The 17127-nt window shown below is 45.3% G+C and carries 14 protein-coding genes and 1 pseudogene; 5 read left to right on the top strand and 10 right to left on the bottom strand.

Annotation, left to right across the window (positions count from 1 at the left end; all coding sequences use genetic code 11):
- Nucleotides 1-83: 83 nt before the first annotated feature.
- Entirely contained in the window at nt 84-572 is a 489-nt protein-coding gene (locus ACQ66Q_RS18450) for a DUF1543 domain-containing protein (RefSeq protein ID WP_430458119.1), read from the top strand.
- Between the two features lie 80 nt (nt 573-652).
- Here the strand turns inward: ACQ66Q_RS18450 and ACQ66Q_RS18445 are convergent.
- The 4 genes and pseudogenes from ACQ66Q_RS18445 to ACQ66Q_RS18430 all read right to left on the bottom strand — a co-directional run.
- A pseudogene (locus ACQ66Q_RS18445) lies at nt 653-1076 on the bottom strand (IS481 family transposase); the annotation flags it as partial.
- Nucleotides 1077-1895: 819 nt separating this feature from the next.
- The gene (locus ACQ66Q_RS18440; protein ID WP_430458118.1) at nt 1896-2669 is read right to left on the bottom strand and encodes a hypothetical protein; all 774 of its coding nucleotides are present in this window, start codon (nt 2667-2669) and stop codon (nt 1896-1898) included.
- A gap of 245 nt (nt 2670-2914) precedes the next feature.
- A complete protein-coding gene (locus tag ACQ66Q_RS18435; RefSeq protein ID WP_430458117.1) occupies nt 2915-3349 on the bottom strand; it encodes a hypothetical protein in 435 nt (144 codons plus the stop codon).
- Between the two features lie 257 nt (nt 3350-3606).
- Entirely contained in the window at nt 3607-4050 is a 444-nt protein-coding gene (locus ACQ66Q_RS18430; protein ID WP_430458116.1) for a hypothetical protein, read from the bottom strand.
- 440 nt (nt 4051-4490) lie between these two features.
- On the opposite strand from ACQ66Q_RS18430, the gene ACQ66Q_RS18425 reads away from it, so the two are divergent.
- Nucleotides 4491-5405, top strand: a complete 915-nt coding sequence (locus tag ACQ66Q_RS18425; RefSeq protein ID WP_430458115.1) for a LysR family transcriptional regulator — start codon at nt 4491-4493, stop codon at nt 5403-5405.
- A gap of 220 nt (nt 5406-5625) precedes the next feature.
- Here the strand turns inward: ACQ66Q_RS18425 and ACQ66Q_RS18420 are convergent, their stop codons facing one another.
- The 6 genes from ACQ66Q_RS18420 to ACQ66Q_RS18395 all read right to left on the bottom strand — a co-directional run bounded on the left by ACQ66Q_RS18420 (nt 5626) and on the right by ACQ66Q_RS18395 (nt 13450).
- On the bottom strand, nt 5626-7899 hold the full coding sequence (locus tag ACQ66Q_RS18420) for a DUF5916 domain-containing protein (protein ID WP_430458114.1): 2274 nt from the start codon (nt 7897-7899) through the stop codon (nt 5626-5628).
- 248 nt (nt 7900-8147) lie between these two features.
- On the bottom strand, nt 8148-9635 hold the full coding sequence (locus ACQ66Q_RS18415) for a serine hydrolase domain-containing protein (RefSeq protein ID WP_430458113.1): 1488 nt from the start codon (nt 9633-9635) through the stop codon (nt 8148-8150).
- A gap of 104 nt (nt 9636-9739) precedes the next feature.
- Nucleotides 9740-10648, bottom strand: coding sequence for a winged helix-turn-helix domain-containing protein (locus ACQ66Q_RS18410; RefSeq protein ID WP_430458112.1), 909 nt, complete (start codon nt 10646-10648; stop codon nt 9740-9742).
- A 180-nt stretch (nt 10649-10828) separates the two neighbouring features.
- Nucleotides 10829-11191: a nuclear transport factor 2 family protein gene (locus ACQ66Q_RS18405; RefSeq protein ID WP_430458111.1), complete on the bottom strand. Its 363-nt coding sequence runs from the start codon at nt 11189-11191 to the stop codon at nt 10829-10831.
- 155 nt (nt 11192-11346) lie between these two features.
- Nucleotides 11347-11823: a GNAT family N-acetyltransferase gene (locus tag ACQ66Q_RS18400; protein WP_430458110.1), complete on the bottom strand. Its 477-nt coding sequence runs from the start codon at nt 11821-11823 to the stop codon at nt 11347-11349.
- 409 nt (nt 11824-12232) lie between these two features.
- Nucleotides 12233-13450 carry a serine hydrolase domain-containing protein gene (locus tag ACQ66Q_RS18395; protein WP_430458109.1) on the bottom strand — a complete coding sequence of 406 codons (1218 nt, stop codon included), beginning with the start codon at nt 13448-13450 and terminating at the stop codon, nt 12233-12235.
- Nucleotides 13451-14530: 1080 nt separating this feature from the next.
- Here ACQ66Q_RS18395 and ACQ66Q_RS18390 point away from each other — a divergent pair.
- The 3 genes from ACQ66Q_RS18390 to ACQ66Q_RS18380 all read left to right on the top strand — a co-directional run bounded on the left by ACQ66Q_RS18390 (nt 14531) and on the right by ACQ66Q_RS18380 (nt 17067).
- Complete coding sequence (locus tag ACQ66Q_RS18390) at nt 14531-15307, top strand: hypothetical protein (protein ID WP_430458108.1); 777 nt, start codon at nt 14531-14533, stop codon at nt 15305-15307.
- Nucleotides 15308-15382: 75 nt separating this feature from the next.
- Nucleotides 15383-16456: a sensor histidine kinase gene (locus ACQ66Q_RS18385; RefSeq protein ID WP_430458107.1), complete on the top strand. Its 1074-nt coding sequence runs from the start codon at nt 15383-15385 to the stop codon at nt 16454-16456.
- Nucleotides 16453-17067, top strand: coding sequence for a response regulator transcription factor (locus tag ACQ66Q_RS18380; protein WP_377240407.1), 615 nt, complete (start codon nt 16453-16455; stop codon nt 17065-17067). Before ACQ66Q_RS18385 ends, ACQ66Q_RS18380 begins: the two co-directional genes overlap by 4 nt.
- The last annotated feature ends 60 nt before the right edge of the window (nt 17068-17127 follow it).

Genomic DNA, 17127 nt, shown 5'->3' with positions numbered 1-17127 from the left:
AATAAATAAGGCAAGTAAGTAAGGTCAGTAGACCGCCCGAAGATTAAGTATTGTTCCATTTTTCATTAATAATGAGGTTTTTAATGTTTTATATGGTTCTGCTTGGTGGAAACCACCCTGCTACAAAAATTGAAGTTCACGACGTCGTATTTGTACTAGCTGATTCATTAGTAGATGCTTACCCGCTATTAAAAAGCAGATGGTTTGGTGACAAAGGCAGAGTTCATATAGATTGCTGGATGTTAATTCATGGCGTAGATGGGTATCGAATAGAATTTAGGGATACCCCATCTGATTCAGAGCTACACTTATATTTCGTGAATCTAGGAGGCTATATTCAAGGGCAATTTGGTGAAGAGCATAAATACATGATTGTCTCAGCAGAGAATGATATTATTGCAAAATCAAAAGCCAAAACAGCCGTTATAAACTTGTGGGATAAGCCACACAAAGATCATCTTACTGAGATAGATGATTGCATCAGACTTGATGGTATTGACGGGCGATTTATCCACTTAGTTACCGGAGATTACCCCAAAAGCGAGCTCAAACAAGAGCACATTGTTCTATGATTAACCTCCTTCTTAAGGTTTAGTAGCTCAGACTTGATCTGATCGTTATAAGTTTCGTGCTGGTGTCTGTCAGATTAGATTCAGGTCAGATTCTTTTCTGCCCAAACCCGTTTCCCATCAATCAATGTTTCAACTGGCATTCTGCCGTTGAACATTTTGTCCTGATGAGTTCGTTCATTGTTTTAGTAAGGCAGTCACTCGTCCAGATCTTTTTGCAGCTCCTCCAAAGTTTGGTAAAGCTTTTTACGGAAGGTCACCTGATAAAACTCGTTAAGGATCGTCTTATGGAAAAGCTCGCAGATGCCGTTGGTTTGCGGCGACATTGCTTTGGTTTTCGTGTGGTCGATATCATTAATAGCCAGATATAGCTGGTAGTCATTGCGCTCGACCTTGCCGCAATACTCTGTGTAGAATGCGAAGCACTGGCAACTGCTGTGACTCGTAAAGCGGCAATACTTTGTCGTTCAATAAGTCTGCTGCGGTGATCGGTGTTTTCGTGTTGTAGTCTAGGGATAGGTACTAAATCTTCCCTATGTAAGCCCTCAAAATTTTGAACTGAAGAATAGTGCTTTGTTAAGAGTTAGTGGATCAGATTAATAACCTACCATCGAATTAAACTCTTCTCAAAGTCAATCCTAAAATAATTATTTTTATAGAATCACCCATGCGAATAATAATATAGAGCGAAAACTAAATAAGGTTATTCTTGCAATGGCAGATAATAATTCTTTGCCAAAGAAAGCATTTCAATGATTTTTCTGGAACAATGCTAATGCAAATTGAGGGGAAGCCCTATTTTTTAACAATAAAATCCCTCACTTTAATCAATGCAGTCGCCACATATTTTCCCATGTATTTCTCAACAACATATAAATCACTTATCTTTGAAAAATGAGACCTCTCCTTCCCGACCTTAATTACAAAAATCCAAGCCAAAATGCTTTTATAATTATTTTCACACCTAATAAATATGCATTATCTCCGTCACACTCCTCCAAAAAACCTCTAAATAACTTCTCATTATTCCTAACGACACATAATTGCTCCATGCAATCTATTGCTGCTTGTCTTGTATTTATTTCGCCAAACACAATCATTGCTAAGGCACCATTATATTTCAAGTAGCAATTTGGCAAGAAACTGACCGAGACCATATGGTATGGTGTGCTATTTAAAACCATCTTTTAAAATATTTTTGGGGGCATTCCCCCAAAATTGGTAGACGACAAAATACATAATTGAAACTGCTGTAATGACGGGTTATCCGGCATGATAGCTACCTGCGGAAGGATAGTCAGCGGTGTTTCACACTAGGAAAAGCGCTTAAGTTAGCTGCGGACCTTTTGCGAATTGCATCTTCACTATGCCATTAAATTCTTCGCCTTTTCCTTCAGACTGATGAGTGCGGTAATTGAAATCACGCCTAATTTTTGACTGCAGGTCGCTCGCGTAATCTTCTGGATATAGTGCTTGCTCCATGGCGGGTAGTTCCTTGAAATGGTCGAGGACGGAGCCGAAAAAATTAGTCAGTTTCCCCGTGCTATTAAACTCCGCTATAGCCTCTGCGATCACTTTCCTCCGCCAAACTTCTTCCTGTTCGCAAGACTCTCGCCAGGCAGCTTGACGCTCATTGACCGTATACGAACCGCTTTCGTCGGTAAAAATGTTCGACAATTGTTCTCGTGATAGACCGGAAAATGGGTTTTTTACCGACTGCCCACCTTTTGCTGCATCATTAACAAATCTCGTTGCTTGCTTGGCTCTTGACAACAATTCTGGGTCAGTTGTTTTCGGGACCTCGCCGTCATGCAGTGTTTTATTTGCATAGTATGAATCTCCGACTATCTGGTTCAGTACGCTTTTTGCCTTGTCGGCCATTTCAGAGCGGGTGAGTGTTTTATCTCGTTCGTCGGCACGGCTCGCGCTCGCCGCTAGTTGACTGGCCATCGTAGAAATCGTTAACTTGATGCTGTTTTGGATGCCTGATGCACCTCGATTTACCGGAGTGTCAGAAATTTGCTCAATCGTCGAAGTTAACTTTGACGATATGTAGCTACCCGACCGAGCTGTCGAATACTGATTTATAGAGCCCGCCATAGTCGCTCTCCTGGATGACTGAAACGTCATAGTTAAGTGGTATTCGAAGTTGTCTGGTTTACGAATGTGATCCACAAGCGCTCTAGTCGCGTGTTTGTGCTGTCTTCGCAATTGTTCGGAGTGTTGATGGGTTGGACATCACGGCCTCTCGGAGCAAAAACAAGTCAAATCACAGTATTGTCTGTTGCGTATCATGGTTTCAAAAAATTCAATCAACTATGTGTGTTATTCTTAAATCCACTAGTTCATACGGCTATATTGATTCTGTCAGGAACCTTCGTTCCGTCTATTTCCTTCAGTTTTTTAAGAACGTTTTCTAGATAAGAGGCGTTTCTACCGCTGCTTTTTTCGAAGTCTATGTATCCTTGCACTTGGCCGAGATAATCTATTTTTGTATTGGCAGCATACTCATAACCTCGTTGATCATTATTCTGCGTGGCCATAGAAGGAATTGAGTTAAATTGCCCGGGCATATTTGGGACAATATCAAGAAACCCTTCAACTCCGGCCTTGATCAGTTCATTTATCTCATTAAAAGAAATGCTCCGCAGATCTATGGTTTTAGTCTTTGGCTCTGGCTCACTCGCCTTAATATTTTCCTCGCTATCTGGTTTGAACAATCCATTTGCATTTTGAATAGACGTTACGGCAAAACCTGGCCGTGAATTAGAAATATACAAAATGAACCTCCTGTTTTGGAATATGCAAGAGCTTTTCGACACAGGCTTGCAATCGGCTTTATCGTGTTCCAACAAAGCCGATCGATAGCCTACGCAGCCATGAACCGCTCAACACATGTAGGCCAAACTAATGATTCAATTTAGTGACATATCATCGACTATTTGAATCAACGGCAATTTATTCTATGGTTTTCCGGCGTTAATTCAGTGATATACGCCAGATTTTTGACTCACGGATATGAGAAGTTTATGAAGCTCTATACATGAGCATTGATGTTAGTTGCCTGCCCTTGGTGTCGATACATCTTGTCTATCGCAGCCTGCATCTTCTTGGCTAACGCTGGATCGTTGCTCGAGCGTGCGAACTCAATACTGGAACTCGCCCTCTCAAAAAAATCCATGGGTGAAGGATCGGTACTCATAGCAATTGTTTGACCTTCCTCCAGCGGGATTTTCAGACTCATCAACCGGAATGGAATACTTTCCTCAAAAGACATGTCTCCACTGCGGATTTGGCTGTTCGTCCATTCAGCCATATCCTTGCGGGTCATGTTGTGGAAATCAATTTGCTTGGTGGTTGACGAATCAGCTATCGCGGTTGAGAGCGCAGAGGAAAAGGATATGGCATTAGTATCTAAGGCCTCGACAGCACCGATGTGTTGAGTGTTGTAAGTATGACTTGATTCTATGTTAATCTTCATAAAAGCCTCTTTATTGTATCTAATCAATTATCTTTTCTTTCAGAGTGGACCATATAAAAATCCGTCGCTAACTGTGCTTTGGTAATGCTTTTTTGAACGCGTCCCAAAAAAAAATTTTATAAACCACCTGACGTCTCACTAAGACAGAGCAAGAGAAAGGCGCTGACAACTGTGAGCTCTAAATTTGGAGAAATGGCACAAAATAAAAGCCACTCTACTTACTACTTTTTTCCGAGAGCGTGGGAAACGCCATAACTGAGCGGTATAGAATACAGAGCGCAATTGTTAGATCATCAATTGATGCCCTATAAACAGACCTTTTCGAAATAGTTGAGAGCTTCACTGATACATACCGACTGACATGTCATTGAGCTCCAGAATTTAGCATGTTAAAATGCATATTCAACCTACAAAAACGCCCATAAGGTATGCAAACACGCATGAGCTGGAGTTCAGTACAATTCGATTGGAACAATGCATTAGCCTTTTTAGTCACAGCTGAGGAAGGTTCTCTTTCTGCCGCGGGCCGTGCACTTGGGATTGCTCAACCGACAGTGGGTCGGCAAGTTGCCGCTCTGGAGAAAGAACTCGATGTCATTCTGTTTGATAGGGTTGGCAAACAGCTGGTACTGACTGAGATTGGTCTTGAGTTGCTTGAATACCTGCGTCAGATGTCAGAAGCAGCATCTCGCGTATCAATCGCTGCCAGCGGCCGCTCTCAAGAAATAGATGGCGAAGTTTGCATCTCTGCAACCGATTCAATAGCTGCGCTTTGCTTACCCCCTATCATCAAAAAATTACGCGCGTGTTATCCGGAGATTAAAATTAAGGTTATTGCATCCAATGAACTTACCAACCTGGGGCAGAAAGAGGCGGATATTGCTATTCGAAATATCCAACCCACAAATCCTGATCTTGTTGCTAAGAAAGTTTGTGATGCAGCTGCACGTCTTTATGGGGCCATTGAATATATTGATAAATTAGGTCGCCCCATTACGGCTGCCAAACTTACAAATGCTGAGTTTGCATGGTTTGACCGAAGTAAAGAATCTATCAGACCACTACAGAATCTTGGTTTATCAATTACGCAAGATAATTTCTCAGTGATTTCTGAAAACCATTTGGTGCAGTGGGAGAATACAAAATTAGGAATTGCACTGGGAATCATGATAGAAGCGGTTGGAGACAAAGAACCACTTGTAGAGCGTGTACTTCCGGATTCTGAAGTAATTATTTTCCCGATCTGGCTGGTCGCTCATAAACAGCTTAAAAGCAGTAAGCGCGTTCGAGTTGTATTCGACCTGCTAGCAGATTCGCTGGCGGAATTGTCGGTGTCTGATACCACGCGAAATTAGCTGTAATCGCTCGGTTTGAATCGATGGGTTTAACCTCAGTTTCTCCTTCATGAGATCTTGGCCGGTTGCGGTTGCCCCCAACAGGCCGGATACTTCACGAGTGATGCCAAAAACTACGATAGGTTGACACCGTTGCTAGTCAAAAGCTGCTGATGCTGACCTTTCCCCGAGATTGGCACCAATCCGTGGATCATATTTTCCTGCTTATGACAGAAAGCGTCTACAACATCCATGCATAACTAATTTTAATGAAGACCGATCGTTCCAGAGCAGTCAAGTCTTGGACCTCATCATCTCTTACTGCATTATCACTGTAACCTGCGAAGAATAGTGTTTGTGGGTTAATTTTATATGAATACAGAAGCTGTGAGCCCAATGATGTTGAACGCTCAGATACTTCACCTACGTTATTCAATGGGTTTTGTTTGATATCCGAATAAATCAGAGTTAAACGTAGGTTGCTGCGAATTGAGAACTGATAACTTAACCTGAGATCTGTCAAGTTTGCAGAAAAGACTTGCGCAGATTCAGCATTGAGGGAACGATAAATATGCTTGGCGCGAACTTGAAAATGCTCATCAATATTCCACTCCAGTTCTGGAGCAAGTTCTAAACCGTCACCCATGCGATTATTACGAAAATCCAGCTTTTTCCCTGCTTCTGCTTCAATTCCTAAGAAAACACCAGCATACGGTTGAATTTCGAAACCGGAATTGAAGAGGTACTCTGTATATAATTGACTATTCCCATCTATAGAAAGATGCCCGTCGTCTAATCGGCTTCCAACTCGTTCACGCTCAATAAATCCAATAAAACCATCGGATTGTGAAATGCCCCTTACCCTCACTTCTAACTCAGATTCTTTTTCCAACAATGTTCCATCGGTATCATGGGTTATACCCCAGTTGCCTCTAAGTTGTAGTTGATTCCACCACGATGAGTCAGAAAACCACCGATAACCGCTACCATGCATCTGTTGATTGAAGTCAGTTTGTGGCTGATAGCCCATGTCAGCACGGAAGTTTTTATCCATCGCTAGATAGGTGCTATACCAATTCCAGTTTCGGTTTTCATGCTGATAGTCGAAGTATTGTGAGCCATCACTAATGTCAGTTTCTGCAGTTCTAAGAGACGCTTCGCCGTTTAATTTATCCGAAAGTAAACTTGGATAACGAGTGTCGCTTTGCAATATTTGCGCTGTAAATTTATTTTGGTCGGTCAACAAGAATCGCATATCCATACCATGCACATAGTTATGGTAATCATCAGACTGACGTAGTGTGCTTATCCATCCCATCGTAAACTCCGGTGTGATATCGTTTCGATAACGTATTACTGCGTTGTCACTTTTCTGGTCTAAAAAGGCGATACCAGAACTAACGTTTCCAGGCACAATAAATGTTGTGCTTTTATCATTGGCAGCAAAAAGAGCGAAGGATTGAAGTTCGTGGCGAGCCGTAAGCTTTACGCCTCCATCGGGTGATGCAACATTACGCGTATAAACTAAATCGAGAGGCGAAGTGAAATATTCGGCATTATCAAGGAAAAATGGCCGTTTCTCTTTAAGAAATAATGCAAAGGTATCATTGAGTGACACCTGAGATTCGTCTGCTTCTAGTTGGGAGAAGTCTGGATTAAAGGTTGCATTTAAACTCACATCGGGGGTTATACCCCATCTAATATCCGCACTCGGTTCGAGATTATCTTCTCTATTCCAATCACGAAGACTGGTTTTCGAAAGATCGCGTTGCTGGCTGGTTCCTGCGACCAGCGAAGGTACTAAGGTCAGGTGATTACCTTGCTTCACATCAGCAAAACCAGTCGCGATTGACATCTGGCAAGCAGCGCAAGGATTTTCCCGATTATCTTGGTTACTAGACAAGCGGTGTCTCAAATCACGCGGATAAAATCGGAGTAACTCGATCTTCCAAGTTTGATTTGGTAATCGATCATTGAAGTTAAGCATACGAAGTGGAATCGCGACTTCAACTTGGTAGCCAGTTGCCGTTACTTTTCCTGCACTATGCCAAATGCCATCCCAGGTTTCATTGTCTGTCCTGGTAATTTCATTTTCAATACCATCATATTGCACACCAAATGGATTAATAAAGAACTCATAGATCAACTTACTGTCGTTATATGTATCGAGTTTGAGGCCAACTCTGTCGTCATTTTGAATGGTGTCTCGGTCACGGTAGAATGCTCGAATTTGAGTTGGATCAGGGTCTTCAGCAATAAAGGCTATATAAAAAAAATCGCCGTCTTCCATAACCAATGCCGTCGTTTTGACCGGGGCTTTGGTGTTTTCACCTGGAGATGTTTCATACGCTATATCTATATTTTTTGCGCTCTTCCAGGCAATTTCAGATAAGTTCGCATCTATATTGACCTGACCACCAGCAGTCGTAATTCTAGGAATATCTATCTCACTAGCCTTGGATGATGAAAAAAACATGCTTCCAAGTAAAAGGATACAAGAATAAAATTTAGTCATTTTCAGACCAGCCTCATTTATATAGCTATTCATTAGTCAAAAATTCTAATCAAGTGTCATTACGGTCTATTTAGTGAAGGGAGAAAGCGACTAACTAAACCACATTTTTTCATGAACTAGCCCAATCAATTAGATCTCATCTTGGGCAATTTATAAAACCCTCCTCCTTACAAATAAAGTAATGACGTCTTTATGATAAATAATCATCACTTATATTTTACCAGGAGGGTTTTTAGGATTTGACACTATTAAGATTTATCGCGCTTGATAGGTGATTTTGAATAATCATGTAGAGAAAAAGATATAGACTTACCCGTTCCTGACTCCCCTACATATGTAGTCGAGTCAGGATTGGCAGTTAAATCGATCAAGCCGATTTTAGTTACCATAATTAAGCGCTTATCGTTTGCTGAGCGAAATGAATATAAAGGCCAGTTAGAGGACTTTTGTGGAGTTGGGTTAAATTTTTTCAGCCATGTGGATAATTTGCTCTTATCATCGTCTAAATTACATATTGCATTTGCACATTGCACCTGACCTTTAGTGGCCTCTTTTTGATACAAAAGATCATATGTCTGTCCACCAAAAACTACTTCAGGCTGTGAATCTGACAAGTACAATTCAACTAGCGTATTTGCAGTTTTTTCAATCGATGACACCCAACTGCTGTTGGATAAAAAGGCGACACTCAAATCCTGCTCTGGATAAATGATTAAAACAGAGCGGGCGCCGAAGGTTACTCCGGCGTGATGGTAAATTGTCTTACCCTGCTCGCTTTTTCCGATACGCCAACCAAAACCCAGCTGCTCTTTCGTTTCATGCAGGACTAAACTACCCTCGTTGGTTTTGACTGGAGTAAACAGCAAACGTTGATAACTCTCAGAGTTCTGACTTTTCTTAAGAACTTGTGCACCAAAGTATGCTAGGTCTGAAGCAGTCGCGGACAGACCTGCGCCAAAAACACTGAAAGAGTTATCATCAAAGGCAATCTTCTTGACGGTATCCCCATCTCGTTCATAAAGATTCGAACTCATCGGATGCAATTTATGAATATTCTCAACCAATGGGGTCGATTTGCCGGTTAGCGTTTTAATGTATTGCGGTAAGCTAGATTGCAGTTTTTGGTCGGTTATTTGTTCAAGGATTGCCCCAGCCAAGGTATAACCATGCGTGGAGTACTCATATTTTGCGCCTGGGCTGGAAAGTAAATGCCGGTCTTTCAGCGTAGTTAGAGCCGCAGTAGCAGAATAGTAATGATCTTTTCCAATGACCGTGTCCGTTAGCTGGTAATGCGGCATTCCCGAAGTATGCGCCAGCAGTTGCCTCATCGTGATCGCGTGATATCTTGGGTTTAATTCTGGATAGTAGTGACCAATCGGCTTATCGGGATCGAGCTTGTTATCCAGCACGGACTCAGCGATCAACGAGGCCCCAACGACTTTCGACACGCTCGCTAGGCGGAATAAATGTTCTGGCGTGGCAGGTTGCTTCTGTTCTTTGTCAGCATAACCTGCAGCGGCGGCCGCAACCAATTGTCCCCGGTGAACAATTGCAACGGAAAAAGCGGGTACCTCAGTAACGTCCACTAAACTTTGCAGAAGTTTTTCCACCTGTTGCTGGTAGGTCAGCGTTGGGCGGCTTTGAGGTTCCTCTAATGCTGAAACGCTCAGAGACATTGTTGAGAGCCCAACCAGAACGGTCAGGCTGGCAACTTGCTTTTTAAATAGATATTTCATGACGTGAATTCCTGTAGTTTCAAGACACAGGAACTACATCAAATCACGGGCGAAAGACCCAGTAAATTTGGGTTATGCGCAGTCAAGATTAGTTATGAAGCTGGTTAACGGCTGCTTTTTTGCTGAGCCAGGTTCTTTAGCTCCAGCCAAACAGGATCCTCCGCATTTTCTCGTTGCACTATTTCTAAGCTGAGTTTCCCTGAAGCAATCAAAGCCTGAATACTGGCGATCTGGTCCTCCATGCTCTGTTTAATTGTCGGATCGCCCGGAGTTAACAATTCGCTACGTAAAACTGTCGCGGTTGAACCTTCAATGATGCTAAGCCTCACCGATAAAATGTCGTTTTGATGCACCACTTCAAAAAGACTTATCAAAGCCGCTCGGCTTTTCCTTGCTTGCATTGACATTGGAATGTCGTCTTGAAGCTCCGAGAAAATCACCTGATAATTTTGTACAGTTTGGTTTGTTGTGATAAAACTGCGCCAAGTTTCATATGTGTCCAATGCTATAGCTGGCATCAAGCGAGCAGGCATGTTGGACCAAAGGACAACTCGATTATTCTTGTATAAATTTGATTGGCCATTTGTGAAGACCACCAAAGTGAGAATCATCAAAATAGCGGCTGCCACTGCGGTTACTGCAATAGGTAAATGCCATCGACGAGTGCTGAATTTGCCGTGTTCGGTAACTACCATTTGTGGTTCAATTAATAGCCGATAGCCTTCACCTCTTATCGCCTGGATTGATAATCCAGTGAGTTCAGACTCTTCTATAGCCTTACGAAGGACAAAAATCCTTTGCTTCAGTGTATCTGGGCTAACAGTGACACTTCCCCAAACCGCTTCGATTAGCGTATCGACTGCAATGACATCGTCAGGCGAGCTCGCGAGGGTTTCCAGTAGTCGAAAAGATAAGGGCTGTAACTTGATTACGCTGTTATTTAGGCTAACGGTATAATTAATCTTGTCAAAAATCAGCGCTGTGCCATTCCGATCCAAGGACTCTTTTGTCATAAATTGGTTCCGTAGTAGTCCCGAATTTCAAATAATTGTTCGCATCAAGTCTAGTTTCATACTTTTCTACTCTCCAGAATTCGTCCTGAGCAGCGAGTATGTCTTATGTGTGGCAACACTGCCTGTACATACAGAGCATAATTCTCCAGACAGCTAACGTTGCGATAGCCGGTGGTCTTTTTAGGCAAGTAAAGTGGAATGGGCTGCAATAACATGCCATTGATTTTCAGTATTTAGTGCCCAAACTCTGGTAAAACGAAAATTACCGTCAGCACAATTACCAGCAAATTTTCCTGATAGTTTTACTAATGCAGAAACTACAATGGTATTCCCACTAACGCTAGATATTTCTTCCAGCGTTTCAAGTGAGCTGATTTTCAATAACCCAGACTTGTGTAATTCAATGTCTTGAGATTTAGATACAAGTTGACCTAGATGGTTTGTAAAAATTAAATCTGGCGATAAAAGCCTATCTAACGTTGCCACATCAGATGTAGACATTGCGTTTTTAAGTTGCTCTTCAAGTCTTTTTGCGGTTACCACATTTTCCTTTTTTGGTGACTAACGATCAGTCCAGCCGCAGGCTAAAAGTTGATTTCTTGTGGAAAACTTTTGTACAGTAAAACCATAAAAAATCGCCTTACAGCATGTCGAGCGCACGAAGTGTGCGGTGCTGCAGTGCCTTGCTATATGCTAATTTACAGTGTGCGCTGAAACTGACCATTTTGATCTTCGAAACCCAATTTTTTAAACAAGGATTGAGACCGAATATTACCTTCATCTATATCGGCAAATAAAATTTTAATACCCCACGATTTTGAATGGAAAAACAATAAACTAAGCGCTTCTGTCATATAGCCGTGTTGCCAATATAATGAATTCAACAAGCATCCGACTCCACATGATTGACCACAATCACTAAAAATATGTATACCACAAGTGCCGATAACTTTATTTGTAGTCCGGTCAGCAATAGCCCATTCGAATGACTCACCGGATAGCTCTAGCCGAATTACGCTTTCCAACATCTCTTTAACGGTATCTTTTGATATGAAAACCGGGTCTGAAGCAAATTCCATTGTTTTAATATTGCTATAAATTTCAAACAATTCGTCGATATCATTCATTTGTATCGACCTTAAAATAACTCTACTTCCAAATAAATCAGGTTTCATATTTCTTGCTTTTCGTATATCACCCCGCGCATGCGCGCGAACATAATAAGTGTCTCTGGGGTCGAAGGCCTCGTATGACGCGGATTGTTATGTGTTTAACTAAGCGGGTACATTCTAAAATCAGCAAACTGCCCCCACTTTTTAACTACTACATTCCAGTTACAGTAGGTCGCATCTGAAATGGCATATACCAGACCTGCCTTTTTCGCCAGTCAGCTTGCTTCCACTTCCTGCAAAACTTCAATGATTTGTGTTTCTGTACAACGTGACCTTTTCATGTCGCTCTCTTCAGACGTAATTTACGATGGAGAACTCAAATCAAGATGCAACTATTTTAGGGGATGTTTAAAAGCCGACCCACGAAGCAGGTTCGGCTTTAAGGAATTGTTAGCCCGCAAGCGCTAGACCATCATTCTTTGGTGGCTTTTGTGGGCTTCTTCAAGCTTGCTGCATGCTTCCACAGCGCACCAAAGATTTTTTCAGAAGCTCCTTGGTCGGCCTCGCTGAGGGATGTATTCAAAAACAAAATGACTCCGACCTCTTTTGAAAGGTCCGAAAGCATTACTGTCTGGACGCCCGGATCATTGCCGCCGTGGCCAATCAGCGTACCGTTGTACTTCGTTCGCCAGAATAGCCCCGAGTTTCCGTCCGCTGCCGGAAAGTTCTCGAGCCGATTCGCATCGTTGAACTGGAATCGCAACATTTCCTCGGTGCTATCGGCGTCGAGGATGCGTAAGCCCTGATACTCGCCACCGTTCAACAGGGCGATGAAGAACTTTGACAAATCTGCAACGGACGTAAGCAGGCCACCGCCCGGATAAGTGGTGTCACCATAATATTGGATGGGAATGGAAAAGCCATCCTGCGCGACGTACAGCGTCGAAAGGTTTTTCGGGTCGACTTCGGACAGGAACCACCCGCTTCTCTTCATCTGAAGCGGCTTGAAGATGTGGGTGCGGGTATAGACATTTAGTGGTTCACCAACGGCTCGTTCCACAATGAACCCTGCGAGACCGGCTCCGATGTTGGAATAGTCGCGTTGAGAACCAGGCTTTGCATCTAGGAAATTATCCGGGGAGTAGTGTTTACCATCGAGCGCAAAATAATCCTCGAGGAAAGACCCCAGCGGCTCGGGCGAGTCGCCACCGTAGTGATAGGTGCTCCCATAGGCCTCCCATCGGTCGGTGATGCTAGAACTGTGGGTCGCAAGATGCCGGAGCGTAATTTTCTCCTTAGGGTAGTGCGGATTGACCACTCGGAACGGCAAATATTTGTTGATGTCCTCGTCGAGCGAGAGCTTTCCATCATGGACTGCACGCATCATTGCCACGCCGGTGAAAGGCTTAGCGATGGAGGCGACTTTCATAACCGTATCTGGGGTGAAAGGAGCCTCGCGCTGCTTGTCGGCAAAGCCGTATCCCTTCATCCAGACGACTTGCTTGTCCACGATGATGGCTGCTGCTAGACCCATGATTCCGACTTCACTCATTTGTTGCTCAATAACGCTGTCGAAAGTTGAACTGGCGCCAGCGGATTGTGGTGCCGCATCACTTGCCGCGGAGCACCGAACAGAAGTAAAGACGGAGATGATGATGGCTATAGAACAAATACTTTTTAAAATGTTCATCTGAACCTTCTTTATTGTTGAATAATCTAGCTTTGAATATTCTATCTGTAGTAACAAGTATCTAACATTGCGAATAAAGTGCCGTTATTCTGATTGAAATGGACCAAGAAGTTAGTGCTTGCGTATCACTGAACAATTTTTCAAGACAAAACACTGCATACAACTTAAAAAATGGCAATGTGCTAACGCTCAAACATAGGTTATTTTCACGGTTTAGCTACGTGTTACTTAGCTTAAACCGCTTTGAGTTTATCTCGGAACTACCGAACCAATTGGAACATTTCGATAGTTGGCGGGTTCACCCTGTATTTCAACTTGTGTTTCACTCCCAACAACTTTAACAGCTTCAAAAGTGAACACAACCAACCATAAACGCACATAAGCTATGCACATATGCATACATGGAGTTCAATTCTTGCTCTTGGTAACTCATTTAAATTTACCCGGCTTAGGTTTTGAATTCGTTAATCCAGAGTCAACTGGCAGCCCGGTTACAATCCTAGAGCGTTTTTCAAGCTCCATATCTACAACTATTTAAAACGAATTACGCCATCTCCGTTACCAATATCTACTAATATAATCAAATGTTTATTGTTACTCATCGTACTCTCGCTGAACCAGATGTTTCAGCAATCATTCAGTTACTTGATAGCTAGTTTTGTCCGAATTGCGGACATTTGCCTGATTGTGTACGCCACGTGGTGGCCAGCACGCTGACGCTTGCCATACCTACCGAACAGCTATGTATAGTAGGTACGCGCAAGCGAAGCCCGCCGGGCGTCACACGCCGTACATGACGTTTAAAAAACGTCCGCAACTGGCACAAAGCTCAGTTACAGACCAGATATTGCTCGGCGACGCCCTAACGTAAAGATCACAACATCTCACCAAAAACCATCCTGATGGCGCGCTAACCCGCCGTCAGAAACACAAGTTCTGATGATATCAATGCCCCGCATGCCCCCAAACTCCTGACATTTGTCACCCGCTCTTGCTGATGTCTGACACTGCCGATCTTGCTGCCGGCGCGCCATCATGCTTGCAACAACGCCAGGGTGGCGTTTTTCAGGAGCACATATCATGACAACCACAACACCTATTGCATCGAAACACACTGCATCGAAACACACTTCATCTACCCCATCGCTGCGTCTGGCTTTGCGCTCAGTTTTTTTGCTGGGGGCTCTGGCGGTCAGTCAGCTGGCACACGCAGCCGAGCCAGCAGTCAATCATCTCGCCGCTATTGACCTCGCCAGCCAACAGTTGGATGTCCAGGCCCTGCAGCAATTCAGCCAGCAGGCGCAGGATGATTATCAGTTCGCTTATGCGCAATATCGCCTGGCGGTCACCGCATCGGTGCGGGCGGATGAAGCGGTGTTAAAGCCGGCTTTATCGGCTGCTGCCGAGCGATTGGAGCAGCTGATCGCCAGTGAACCGGCAGCAACTTTACAAGCGGAAGCACTGGCCTTGCTGGCGCTGACCCGCGGTATGCAGGCTGGTTATTACCCGATTAAAGGCATGTATTACGGCCAGCTTTCCAGCAAAGCGCTGGCTACCGCGACCGCGCTGCAGCCGCAAAACCCGCGCGTCACGCTGGCTGCCGCGATTCTGGCTTATCAGACTCCCACCTTATTTGGCGGCGATAAAAAAGCCGCGTTAAGCCACGCCAATGCCGCCATTAGCGCCTTCGCCGCACCTTGTCAGGACATCTGCTGGGGCCAGGCTGAAGCTTATGTCTGGCGCGGTCTGGCGAAAAAAGCAGACGGTGACTTGAGCGGTGCCAAAGCCGACTGGCAACAGGCGCTGCAACTGGCCCCGGACTATGGCTGGGCGAAACAGCTGCTGCAAGGCGCTTAAACACCAAAGCGTCATACCCACAACAACACCGGGCTGTGCCTGCCCGGTGCTGTTTTTCTTGTCTGGGAGCGAACCATGCAAACAAACGCCATGCGCCGCGGTTATCTGGTATACCTCGGTTTTTATTTCCTGCCGCCACTGCTGCAACCTACAGCGCTCTGGCACTGGGCCATTCTGACGTTAGCGCTTGGCGCTTTTTTGTTTATCTATCAGAAGCTTGATCAGGCCAACCCACAGCAGCGCTGGTGGTGGCTGGCTGGGTTATGGGCCATCGCCAGTGCGGTGACGCCACTCAACAGCGGCAGTATGGCGATGTTTGCCTACCTCAGTTTTTTCCTCGGTTTCTGGCTCAGCGGCGCTCGTTTTGCTGCCGCCATCATGCTGTTATTGCTGTGGCAGGCCGCGTTATTGTGGCTGTGGCACCCGACGCTATGGTTGCAGGCCTATGCGGTGATAGTGGCGGTTGGTGTAGGAGTGACCGGTATCGTTGAGCGGATGCGTTTGCAGCATCAGCAAGCACAGCAGCGCAGCGACGCCGAACTGCAGTTGATGGCCCGCCAGCTGGAACGCGAACGCATCGCGCGCGATTTGCATGATTTACTCGGGCATAGCCTGGCCAGTATTGCGTTAAAAGCCGAGCTCGCCGAAGTCTGGCTGGCACAACAGCAGCCGCAGGCAGCACGGCAGCAACTGGCAGAGTTGCAGCAGCTGGCGCGACATAGCCTGCAGCAGGTCCGCCAGACCATCAGCGGCTACCGTCAGCAAGGCTTGGATGTGCTGTTACCGGAATTGTTAGCGTTACTGCGCAGCAACGGCTGGACTTGTCTGGTCGATGCGGATTTAACCACGTTGGCCGCGCAAAGCCCGCCGGAGCTGGAGCTCTGTCTGACCGAGCTCTGCACCAATCTGTTAAAACACAGCGATGGCGATGAACTTTATTTGCAGGCCAGCAGCGATGGCCACCACTGGCAACTGCAACTACAGGACAACGGTCCCTGCAGCAACCTGCTACCCGGCAGCGGCTTGACCGGCATCCGCCAGCGCCTGCAGGCGCTGGGCGGTAGCTTCAGCTGGCAGTTGGAACCCACCCGTTTTGTCTTGCGCTGGCCTTGTCAGCAATCCCCCGCAATCACGGAGCACGCCGCATGAACATTTTATTTGCTGAAGATCAGGCCATTTTACGCAGCACGCTGGCGACCTTATTGCGAATGCTCGGCCAGCATCAGGTCACCGAAGCCGAAGACGGCCAGCAAGCGCGGCAATTGCTGCGCCAGCACAGCTTTGATTTGTTGCTCACCGATATCGAAATGCCCGGTTTCAGTGGCCTGGAACTGGTAGAAATGCTGCAGCAGGAACAACAGCACAAGACTGAACGTCAGCGCTGCAAACTGATGATCCTAACCACCTTTTCACGCGCCGGTTACGTACGCCGCGCCTTGCAGGCCGGTGTCGACGGCTTTGTGCTAAAAGACAGCCCGGCCACGGAATTACTCGCCGCCATCGATAAAGTGATGGCCGGCGGCAAAGTGATAGCACCGGAACTGGCGATGCTGGCACTCGGGCAGGACAACCCGCTGCACGACAAAGAGCGCCGCGCGCTGCGGCTGTGCAGTGAAGGCAAAAGCACCAGTGACATCGCAGCGCTGTTGTTTCTGGCAGAAGGCACAGTGCGTAATTATTTGTCCGATGCGATCAATAAGCTTAATGCCGCCAACCGCGTCGACGCCGCACGCATCGCGAGGCAGCGTGGCTGGCTTTAACTGGCGGGCTTTTAGCAGGCAGCGTTCACCGCTGTTTTACGAAATTTCGCGACCGGCTGA

Origin of the sequence: Rheinheimera sp., assembly GCF_965283995.1 — a bacterium.
GTDB lineage: Bacteria > Pseudomonadota > Gammaproteobacteria > Enterobacterales > Alteromonadaceae > Pararheinheimera.
Note: the sequence above shows the minus strand (reverse complement) of the source record. Positions and strands in the feature narration are given on the sequence as shown.